The 11,154-nt window shown below is 45.2% G+C and carries 9 protein-coding genes; 8 read left to right on the forward strand and 1 reads right to left on the reverse strand.

Translation table 11 applies throughout. From position 1 onward, the window contains the following. The first annotated feature begins 470 nt into the window (after window positions 1–470). The 7 genes from P8O70_00955 (at window position 471) to P8O70_00985 (ending at window position 8,220) form a co-directional block, all read left to right on the forward strand. On the forward strand, window positions 471–1,007 hold the full coding sequence (locus P8O70_00955) for a class II glutamine amidotransferase (protein ID MDG2195452.1): 537 nt from the start codon (window positions 471–473) through the stop codon (window positions 1,005–1,007). A gap of 306 nt (window positions 1,008–1,313) precedes the next feature. Continuing rightward, a complete protein-coding gene (locus P8O70_00960) occupies window positions 1,314–2,885 on the forward strand; it encodes an ABC transporter substrate-binding protein (protein ID MDG2195453.1) in 1,572 nt (523 codons plus the stop codon). A 23-nt stretch (window positions 2,886–2,908) separates the two neighbouring features. Next, window positions 2,909–3,883 (forward strand): ABC transporter permease, encoded by a 975-nt coding sequence (locus P8O70_00965; GenBank protein ID MDG2195454.1) that lies wholly within the window; start codon window positions 2,909–2,911, stop codon window positions 3,881–3,883. Continuing rightward, window positions 3,880–4,785, forward strand: coding sequence for an ABC transporter permease (locus P8O70_00970; protein ID MDG2195455.1), 906 nt, complete (start codon window positions 3,880–3,882; stop codon window positions 4,783–4,785). The genes P8O70_00965 and P8O70_00970 overlap by 4 nt, the downstream gene beginning before the upstream one ends. After that, window positions 4,786–6,483 carry an ABC transporter ATP-binding protein gene (locus P8O70_00975; protein MDG2195456.1) on the forward strand — a complete coding sequence of 566 codons (1,698 nt, stop codon included), beginning with the start codon at window positions 4,786–4,788 and terminating at the stop codon, window positions 6,481–6,483. Further along, complete coding sequence (locus P8O70_00980; GenBank protein ID MDG2195457.1) at window positions 6,476–7,090, forward strand: glutathione S-transferase family protein; 615 nt, start codon at window positions 6,476–6,478, stop codon at window positions 7,088–7,090. The genes P8O70_00975 and P8O70_00980 overlap by 8 nt, the downstream gene beginning before the upstream one ends. 404 nt (window positions 7,091–7,494) lie before the next feature. Further along, a complete protein-coding gene (locus P8O70_00985; protein MDG2195458.1) occupies window positions 7,495–8,220 on the forward strand; it encodes a hypothetical protein in 726 nt (241 codons plus the stop codon). Window positions 8,221–8,783: 563 nt separating this feature from the next. On the opposite strand, the gene P8O70_00990 is transcribed toward P8O70_00985, so the two are convergent. Further along, on the reverse strand, window positions 8,784–10,100 hold the full coding sequence (locus tag P8O70_00990; GenBank protein MDG2195459.1) for an MATE family efflux transporter: 1,317 nt from the start codon (window positions 10,098–10,100) through the stop codon (window positions 8,784–8,786). Window positions 10,101–10,473: 373 nt separating this feature from the next. On the opposite strand from P8O70_00990, the gene P8O70_00995 reads away from it, so the two are divergent. After that, window positions 10,474–10,761, forward strand: a complete 288-nt coding sequence (locus tag P8O70_00995; protein ID MDG2195460.1) for a hypothetical protein — start codon at window positions 10,474–10,476, stop codon at window positions 10,759–10,761. Window positions 10,762–11,154: the final 393 nt, after the last annotated feature.

Below are 11,154 nucleotides of genomic sequence, written 5' to 3' on the forward strand. Positions count from 1 at the left end.
AGTGGTAGGCTGGGTTAAATACTGATTTTACTGAGGAAAGGTGTGGTGGCGGGGGCAGGATTTGAACCTGCGACCTTCGGGTTATGAGCCCTAGGGCTTAAATAATTGAAAAATTAGGAATATTGATCTCCAAAGCACACTGGAGTTTACTCAAGATCTAACCCAGAGGTTCAGTATTCTCAAAAATAAAAATTGGCCCTTTGAAGAAAGTTTTTTTATGCCAATTTTTACCATCAGCCTCTTCGACTTGAAACCACTAAACTAGTGATTGACTAAATAGTCTGATTTCACTAAATTCCTGACATTTTTTCTAATTGAACATAAGTAGGGATTGAAAGCTCAATCGAAGAGGCAGGTATTCAACATTTTTTGTCCATCATAAAATTCAAACAAGCGTCCGATGTCGCAAGTTTATCGTTGGTTGTTGGATAATGTGTAGATTTTTAGCCTGGAAAGGATCTCCGAGGTATTTGGACGAACTTGTCCTCGATCAGGAACAATCTCTTGTTGAGCAAAGCAAAAATGCACTGATTGGCAAAACGACTATAAATGCAGATGGATTTGGGTTGGCATGGTATAAAGATCCTCAAATACCATGTGTGTACAAGGATACTCATCTAGCCTGGTCGAACACCAATCTCAAACTACTTGCACATCATACGAGATCTCCCCTGTTCCTAGCACACGTCCGGGCGTCCACGGGTATGGCCATATCACAAAATAATTGCCACCCCTTTGTGGTTGGGAAATGGTGTTTCATGCATAACGGTCAAGCTGGTGGACATGAAAAGTTTAGACAAGCTTTGGATGCCTTGATCCCAGTTGAACTTTACGAATTCCGCTATGGTGCAACAGAGAGCGAAGCAATTTTTCTTATCGCCATGGGCCTTGGGTTAGAGCAAGATCCGATCAATGCTATGAATCGCGCTGTAGGAATGGTAGAGAAGCTTGCTGAAGAACGAGGTAAACGACCCTATGTGCGTTTCACTGCATGCTGGTCCGACTAGGAAAGACTATTTGCTGCACGTATGGCTTCTGATCGATTGGCTCCAAGCCTATTTGTGAAAAGATGTCAGGATGGTCATATAGTCTCTTCCGAACCTCTTGAAAATGGGTGTGACGATTGGGTTGAAATCGCTGCTGGTGAAGCCATTGAAATACGAGAAGGAAATTATTTGGTATCTCACGCTTTTGGTGCCCAAAGTTTGACTATCTGATAAGCACATTAAATCTAGGGATGGACTATTAATAGCCTGCCTCCCATACTCAACTGGTCAGACATGTAATTCTGCTTAACCCCAACGGAGGAAATCATGAAAACACTAAAACTGGCTTTTATAATTGGTGCCATAAGCTTAACTGCGTTGAGCGCATCTGCTGAAACATTTCGTTGGGCATCGAAAACAGATCCGCAAACGATGGATCCACATGCAGTGAACTCTGCTCCTGTTCTGTCGTTTCTAAACAATATCTATGAAGGCCTCGTTCGCCGGAATAAGGGTATGTCTATCGAAGGCTCGCTCGCTCAATCCTGGGCGCCACTCAATGGAGAAAATGGTTGGCGTTTCAACCTGCGTCAAGGAGTGACTTTCCAAAACGGATCTACCTTTAATTCAGAAGATGTCCTGTTTTCCTATGAACGTGCATCAAGCGAAGTAGCTGATGTTCGATCTTGGTTTGCACCGGTAAAAGAGGTTCGTGCAGTTGATGATTATACTATTGATTTCATTACAAATGCCCCAAACCCTTTGTTCCCTGATTCCATCGCTAACTTCATGATCTTGGACAAAGACTGGGCCGAAGCGAACGGAGCAGAGTTACCTGCTCGCGATGCAGAAAATTTTGCGACAATGAATGTCAACGGCACGGGCCCATTTACATTGGCCAGTCGAGATCCTGGAATCAAAACTGTGTTGGTGTCGAACAGCAACTGGTGGGGCAAAGTTGAGCACAACATTACCTCGGCAGTCTTCACCCCAATTGGTAATTCAGCAACTGGCCTAGCCGCGCTGTTATCGGGCGAGATTGATTTTATACAGCCAATTCCTCTACAGGATGTCGGGCAAGTTGAAAGCCGTGATGGGTTCAAAGTCTTAGAGGGAGAAGAAACTCGAGTGATCATGTTTGGTTTTGGGCATGAACACGAAAAACTACTATATTCATCTGATGTTACTGGAGCGAATCCGTTTCAGGACGTTCGTGTACGCCAAGCGGCAGCACATGCGATTGATATAGCTTCAATCGATCGGGTGCTGTTCAGAGGTAAGATCGATGGCGCCTCACAATTGGTCCCAGCTGGTATTTCAGGCTATTCAGAAACTAATTCAAGTCGACCAGCATATGATCCTGAACGTTCGAAGGCCCTATTGTCTGAGGCTGGCTATCCAAATGGTTTTAGCTTTGGTTTAAAATGCCCGAATGACCGCTATATCAACGATGAGGCACTGTGTCGTGCTGCAGCATCGATGTTCGCTGCTGTAGGTCTTAAAGCTGAACTCAACACTGTTCCAGTTCGAGAGTACTGGCCGCAGCTGCGTAAAGATGCTTTTGATATGTATCTTCTCGGCTGGTCTCCTGGGACTTTTGACATAGAGCATCCAATCCGTTTCCTGATGTCGACTCCAAATTCTGAAAAGAAGTTGGGGTCATGGAATTTTGGTGGATATTCGAACCAACGCGTTGATGAGCTACTGCCTGACATTCAGCAGGAAATAGATCCAGTTGCACGCCAGACTATGGTTGATGAGGTCGTTGGTATCACTCAGGCAGAGGTCGCATACATTCCCCTGTATACCCAACCACTGATCTGGGCTGCAAAAGAAAATGTCAACCTTACACAACGTGCTGACAATTTCTTCATGCTGCGCTGGGTTACAGTAGACTGATCCGAATCTAAGTCAAAGATACGATGGCTTATTTTATCCTGAAACGGATGGTTCAATCCGTATTTGTGATGCTAGCCGTCGCCTTTTTGGCTTTTTCCTTGTTCCAGTTTGTTGGCGATCCCATTACGCAGATGACTGGAGTGGAAACCTCCTTTGAGGATCAGGAACGCCTACGTGAAGAACTCGGGTTGAACGATCCCTTCATCTACCAATTCGTGCGTTTCAGCGGCAATATGTTGCAGGGCAACTTTGGGTTTTCCTATCGTACGCGCCAACCTGTAGCGGACATGATCGCTGACCGTGTTCCGGCGACACTGGAACTGGGCTTTGTAGCGCTGATCATCTCTCTTTTGGTTGGGGTGCCTACAGGAGTTTATACAGCTCTAAAACCACGTGGTGCCCTCACCCAAATCATTTTGACGACCACTCTTGTTGGCGTGTCGATCCCAACGTTCGTAATTGGGATTATGTTGATATTCATCTTTGGTGTGCAACTTGGCTGGCTGCCAACGTTCGGACGTGGTGGAACCTTGCAAATAGGCAGTTGGGGAAGTTCATTGTTCACTCTAGACGGTTGGCGTGCACTTCTGTTACCTGCTATTACCCTTGGTGTTTACCAGTTGACCCTCACTATGCGACTGGTGCGAGCCGAAATGATGGAAGTCATGCGATCTGACTATATCCAGTTTGCCATGGCCCGTGGGGTACCCATGAAGCGTTTGCATTACAAACATGCACTGGCGAACACAATGATACCTGTGATCACCATTATTGGGCTGCAATTTGGTGGTGTCATCGCTTTTTCAATTGTGACTGAAAGTGTGTTTCAATGGCCTGGCATGGGGTTGTTATTCCTTGAATCAATCCGCTTCGTCGATATTCCTGTGATGGGTGTTTACCTAGTAGTGATCGCATTTTTCTTTGTATTGGTGAACCTTGTGGTCGATCTGCTCTACGTCGCTATCGATCCCCGCCTACGAATTAGGGACGTGTCCTGATTGCCTTTCTGAAGAAGTATGAAGGCCTGTGGCTGTTCGCAAATTCCCCTGCAGCGATTCTTGCGTCAGGAGTGGCTGCATTGATCATTCTTGGTGCCGTATTCGCACCTTGGATCGCACTGGTCAACCCCTACGATCTTGCATCCTTTAGTTTATTCGACGGATTATTACCCCCGGCTTGGCAAGACGGGGCAAACCCAAAATATCTGTTAGGAACCGACGATCAAGGCCGTGATATGATCTCGGCGATCCTTTACGGTGCTCGCCTGTCACTAGTCATTGGCCTGTCTGCTCTGACACTTGCTGCGGTTCTTGGAGTAAGTATTGGTCTTGCTGCTGGGTATTACGGGGGACTGTTTGATACCTTCGTGATGCGTATTGCAGATGTGCAACTGGCTCTGCCTGCGATCTTAACCGCACTACTTGTTGACGGAATTGCACGTGGTCTGCTGCCGGAGACCATTCAACAAGATATACGTGTTGTGGTTTTGACTCTGGCCATTGCACTGTCGCTATGGGTGAACTTCGCCCGTACAGCGCGTGCATCAACTTTTGTACAGATGAACAAAGAATATGTGCAGGCCGCAATCATGATGGGCCAGAGCCCATCTCGGGTGATGCTGGTGCATGTCCTGCCCAATATTCTTGGCCCCCTTTTGGTAATCATGACGGTAGATCTTGCCTCTGCTATTTTGCTCGAGGCAACCCTGTCCTTCCTCGGTATCGGCCTACCTGCCGACAGTCCCAGCCTTGGTACACTGATCCGCATCGGCATGCAATTCCTGCTTTCGGGTGAATGGTGGATTTTGTGGATCCCCACATTTTTTCTGGTTGCCCTTGTGGTGTCGATCAACATCCTTGGTGATTTCCTGCGTGACATCTTTAATCCGAGGCTTCGCTAGATGCTGACGATCAAAGACCTTACTGTAAAATTTCCATCACGCTTTGGTGATTTCACCGCAATTGAAGATGTGGATATGACCATTAAACCCGGAGAAATTCATGGGTTAGTGGGAGAAAGTGGTGCTGGCAAGTCTACAGTTGGTGCTGCTGTAATAGGACTACTTCAACCACCTGGCTATGTTGCAAGCGGAACACTGATATTGGATGGTACTAATCTGCGCACGCTTACATCCGCACAAGCCCATGAGGTGCGTGGCAAACGTATTTCGATGATTTTTCAGGATCCCCAGACCAGCCTGAACCCGTTGATGACGATTGAGGATCAACTGATTGAAACAATTCAGGTCCATTCAGATGCCAACGAAACCAAAGCTCGAAAACGTGCTATTGATCTTCTTGAGGAAATTGGGATTAAAAATGCTACTCAAAGAATAAGGGCCTACCCACATCAATTTTCTGGTGGAATGCGCCAACGAGTTGTCATTGCATTGGCTATCTGTACTGACCCCGAATTGATTATTGCAGATGAGCCTACAACCGCATTGGATGTGGCAGTTCAGTCACAGGTCCTCGATCTGATCCAACGATTAGCCAAGGACCGTCAGATCGCGATTATGTTAATTACCCATGACATTGGTGTGATAGCCCAAGTGGCAGAACGTGTGACCGTCATGCGTAAAGGGCGGGTGATGGAAGCCGGTAACACTGCGCAGGTCTTAGGTGCACCAGAACATCCCTATACACGTGCACTGATGGCTGCCGTGCCTCCATTAGACCACAAGATTGAGCGCTTCAGCATTCTTGAGGAGGAGGATACAACAACAGCGATGAATGGTGAGATGGCTGAACGATGGCTGCTTGATGGCCAACAATACGGTCAAATCGGGCTTTCACTGGATAATCTGACAGTGAAATTTATTGGGCCGCGTACATCCTTGTTACGTAAGCCACCACTGTACACTGCACTGGAAAATGTCACGTTGAACATCAGGCCTGGCTCCATCATGGGGCTGGTGGGTGAGAGTGGCTCCGGGAAATCAACATTGGCAAAAGCTATCACTGGGCTAGTCACTCCCAGCAGCGGAATGATGACATTGGGCAATATGATCCTGCCATTTGGAAAATCAAGAAGCAGAGACCATCCATCAAGACAGCTGATTCAGATGGTTTTCCAAGATCCATATTCCAGTCTGAATTCCCGTCACCAGATAAAAGATATTCTGGCAGAACCTTTGTGGTTCTACGGTTTTGTTAAAGACTCTGTCGAGCGTGAAAAATTGGCTTCATCGATGTTAACCCTTGTAGGAATGCGGTCTGACGCGATCACAAAGTACCCACACCAATTCTCTGGTGGTCAACGTCAACGCATTGCGGTAGCCCGGGCGTTGTTGGCGCGCCCACGGTTCCTAATCTGTGATGAACCAACCTCAGCTCTGGATGTGTCAATCCAAGCTGAAATCTTGAATCTGCTAAAAGATTTGCAAGCGGAGTTTGGACTAACGATCCTGTTCATCAGCCATAATCTTGCTGTTGTGCGGCAGATGGCAGATGACACCGCTGTTTTACAGAATGGCAATGTTGAGGAAGTCAACAACACGGAATTACTTTATAATAATCCCCAAGCCGATTATACAAAATCACTACTGGCACACACGCCAACAATGCCAAAATCTTGGCAGACTCGAACCCATGATTAAATTGTACGGATACGACACCATTAATACCTTGAAGGTGCTGATCTTCTTGTTTGAATCAGGGATAGATTATGAATTTGAGCCCATCAATATCCGCATAGGTGAACAGCACACTGCTGAATTTCTTGCCATAAACCCAGCTGGAAAAATCCCTGTGATCTGGGATGGTGATGAGTATCAAGCAGAATCAAATTCGATCCTGTTCAGCCTGGCCCACAAAACAGGATGGGGGTTAGCAGACAACCCTTCGTTGCAGACAAAATTGATCAGTTGGCTATTCTATCAGGCCTCAAACCAAGGGCCGTATTTCGGACAGATAGAATATTGGTCTAAAAAAGCAAAAGTGCCCAATCCTGAAGCGCTTGCCCAATACCGCGCGATTGCAAACCGTACAATAGTAGATCTAAATAACAATCTTAGAGACAAACAATATATTTGCGGTGATGTATACAGTATCGCTGATATTGCGTTTTTCCCTTGGTTTCGTGCACACAAACATCTCGGATTATCAATTGAAAAAGCTGAGCACCTATCACAATGGCTCGACCGTATTCTAGCTAGATTAGCTACACAGAAAGCACTGGCTGTCTACAATCAAATTTCATCCTAGATATGTTTGCTTTGGTGAAAGAACACCCAATCTTTAGAAAATCAACTCTTCAAATCTCTTGGAAATCGTTCTTCAGACAAAAGATTGACGCCTCCTTTTTCCCATACAACCCACCTTTCCTTTTGTCATAATCATACTCATTAAGGTGCTGCAGAATATGATCTTAATCAGGGATCCAAACTCCATCTGCTCGATTCAAAAAACCAATTTAGTTTTGTTGGACTGAGCTGATTTTTGTGCCATCAATTGCTTCAAATCCAACAAATCAATGGTTACATGCTGTGTATCTTAAACGCTCAGATGGAAGTGGTGAAATTTACATGAATGGATCCTCAGAGGCGACAACAGTCAACTAACCAACACCACTAGATAAGCTGAAAATCAGCACCAATCGTAGGAATGAATTGCCTTTGAAGGGCTACATTGATGAGTTCAAGATTTACAAGAGAGCATTGACTGCAGTGGAAGTAGTAACCCTATACAACAACGACAATCCAAGCGCAGCCTTGGATACATCGTGGACCAAGGCGCTTGATTTTGATGGTTTAACTTCTTCTTCAACAGGCGATTACGCGCGAAAAGCTAATAATCACAATGGTCAAAACCCCTTGCACCGAACGCAAAGCAGCATCACACCAAGTGATTCTGTAACAGCTGGCCAGACTGCTACAAGCGGACAGCCTTGGGTGGTTGCTGCGGTATTCAAACCTACAGATCTTAGTACTTCACGTACATTCTGGAGCCAATCGAAAGTGGAGAATGATCTTCAAAATAACGATAACATCAGAATTGAAATCAACACGAACAGCAGAATCTTTTTCAACTACGGTGATGACTACAATGCCCTCAAATGGACTTCTGCAAACAGCCTAATAACTTCAGGCAATTGTTATGGACTATACGTTGATTTCAATGGTGGTTCTACAGAAGTCAATTCCAGCCACATTAATAGATATTACAGTCTCTTCCATTTCAAGTTAGTTGATCTATCAAATGGGTCGGTTACAGATATCACATCAGGTGGCAGTTGGTCTCATGTTAACTCTAGTTACGGTACCGCCCAAGATTTAGGAGGCCATTTCCACATTGGTTCCCACTTAACATACACTGCCAACCGTTTCAAAGGGTAAATTGCTTCGACTGTGGTAACTACCCTGAGAACTGGCAGAAGTTTACCAGAGGACACAGAAGTCACCATGATAGTACGAGATCCCATAAAGTGGATGACCACCTACAAAATTGGGAATCCATGGCACAAACCAAATCAGAATGCTGATTACAGCAGTAATTTTGCAACGGGGTCAGCTACAGTTGAACAGGGTACTAAAATTTGGCTTATGGGCGATGGGACAAGTGATGCACATTCGGACATTACCAGTCAAGTAAACATTTCCAACAGTTTTCAGTATCTCCAGATAATGAATATGACATCTTCAAACATTGTGTCTATTAGTATTCCAGGGCTCTAGTGAAGTCTGAGTCAGGCATCAGCTGAGTGGTCTAATGAAGCGGGAATGTTTTTATTATGGAACAGCAAGGAAGCCTTTGACTTCTAAAGAAAATGGCCAGAACGCTTCACCTGTAACAGCATCAAACGATTTCTCCACTCGAAGCATTTGATCAGAATATTCTGTGGCAGCATGTCCATGTATGTCAGAATACTCCAACGCAGTTTCGCCACTAAATCTTAGTTCTAGATAGCTAACTCAAATTTTTGCCAGGTGCCACTTCGGAAACGCATCACCATGGCAATTAAAAGCAGTGGAGAACTTAGCACATGAATTGTCAGCACTTCATCGGGGTAAAGCCCAAACATGTGAATCAGGATTACCACAAGAGCATATTGTAACCACCAGAAACCCGCAGAGATGACCATTACTCCGTAAGTGTCTCCTGCTCCGCGTAATGCTCCCCCCAGAATGCTAGACCAAGCCAAGATGAACATCATGATGGCATTGAGTTGGGTTCCCCAAATCGCCAGGTCTCGGGTTGCTAAAGAGGAGTCGGGCTCCAAAAATAATCCGACCATAGTAGGCGTGACAGCAAGGCAGACTAGAGAGAGAATCAGGGCGTAGCCTGAGGCCAAGAAAAGACCTGAGAATACTGAATCTGAAGCAGAGTCCAGATCACGGGCACCGACAAAGCGTCCTGCTAGACTCATGGTACCAATCTCTAGGCCAATCACTGGAATGAAAAGAGTTTGAAACCAGGTAAATATGACTGTGATGGCTGTAGATACTTCTACTCCGTAGGACTGAAAGGCTAGGATCGTTAGATCAATCGCAAAAATTAACAGAGTGATTCTCAAACCACTGGCAAATCCAAAGCGGACGAGCTTTTTTAGGATTACCATATCCAACTGGAAGCTCTTCAGAAGTTGATACTTTGAAAATTGGATCTGTTTAAAGTAAACAACGCACAGCGTGATTAAGCCAACGAACCAGGCGAACAGGGTTCCATATCCAGCCCCCATAATGCCCATTGCAGGGAAGCCCAACTTTCCAAAAATTAAGATGTAGTTTGCACAGACGTTAGCAATGGCCATCACAAAGGTAGACAATAGTACAACTCTGGTTTTACCAAGCCCTCCAAAATAGCCGTTAAAGCTTTGCCGAAACAGATCCAGCACATTACCAGCCATCAAGATTGTGAGGTAAATCTGAGCCTGCGCCATTTCTTCTTCGGAAAGCCCAGCTGTTGCGAGCACCCATCTTCCAACAGGAATTAGGATCAAGATGATTGGTGTACTCAGGCAGCTAAAAATAATCGTCTGGGTAAGGACCTTAGGGCAGTTTGGATGTTTCCCAGCACCCAAATATTGGGCGACCAAGGCTGTGCTGAAGCCGATGATGCCAATGAAGAAAGATGTGAAGGCAAAAGATGTGAAGCCTCCACTCAAACAAGCGTTCATTGCCTCTGCACTGACATGCTTGAGGTAGAGCCTGTCGATGAACATCAACATTGCTACTGTTGATGTGGAGATCATGAGTGGAAGGGCAATGTCCATCATCGGCTTGATCCCACCAGGACCTTGGAGCGACTGTAGTAATTTAATTGTGAGTACCTCTCAAAAATTGATGCGCTGCATGATTATGATTCATATGCAAACATTGCAGATCTCTCCACTTAATTGGATGGAAGATATTGATTTCCTCGCATTCTGACCAAATAGGTTTTCGAAATTTATAGAATTTTAAAATAAAGTTATATCAAATCTTTAAGTGTGATTAGGATCTATTGTGAATTTTGATTTCTAGCAAAACTAAATTTTTTAGGTGAAAATTCATTGTTATATTTCCATTGGCTTCACGGTAAGAACTGTCCAGACAAACTGGAAGAAGGAAGCCAAAAATCATTTGATCAATTCAAAAAGGATTTTAGAAATGAAAAAATTCGCAGCAGTTTTAATCATTTCGCTAGCGTCCGCTGGAATCAGCTTTGCTGGGGGTTGCAGCAGCAGCAAATCTTATACGATGGCCAACAGTTCAAAGGCACTAAAGGGCGATGTTGTGCTGAAGGCTGAAGGCAAGCGCGTCATCAAGCACAATGGCAAATTGGGCCAGATTTTTTTCACTATTCAAACGGACTCAGGTGAAACATTGGCACAAGAAATTAGCCGTGAAGAGTTTGGAATTCAATTCCCAGAATTGTCCAAGCAAATCCAGAGCTGAGCCATTTCACTTTGAGTGGGGAGTTCCGATACTTCCCACTCACCAGTCAGTTAATCTGCTAGGTGACCGACTCGCCACTGATTCCAGACTGCACAAGCCAGTATCCGACCTCGCAAACACCAGTCCACCCCAGCTCCCCAGCAATTTGTTGCCAACAAATCTAAGTAGGCAATTCATCCTTTTCCAAACGTAGACTTTCCAAAATATTTTGACGAATACGTTGAAATAGGAAGAAACCACAAAATCGACAGGAAGCGCTCGCTGATCTAGAGCTCGCTATCAGATAGGTACTTGATCTTTTGAGGGGGTATCGTTCTCCTTGGGGAAAAGCCTTTTTCCCTTTTGAGATGAATCTGATGACCCCAAGGCGCTCTGCTCTCCGTGATGATCAGT

It is taken from the genome of SAR324 cluster bacterium (genome assembly GCA_029245725.1).
Taxonomy (GTDB): domain Bacteria; phylum SAR324; class SAR324; order SAR324; family NAC60-12; genus JCVI-SCAAA005.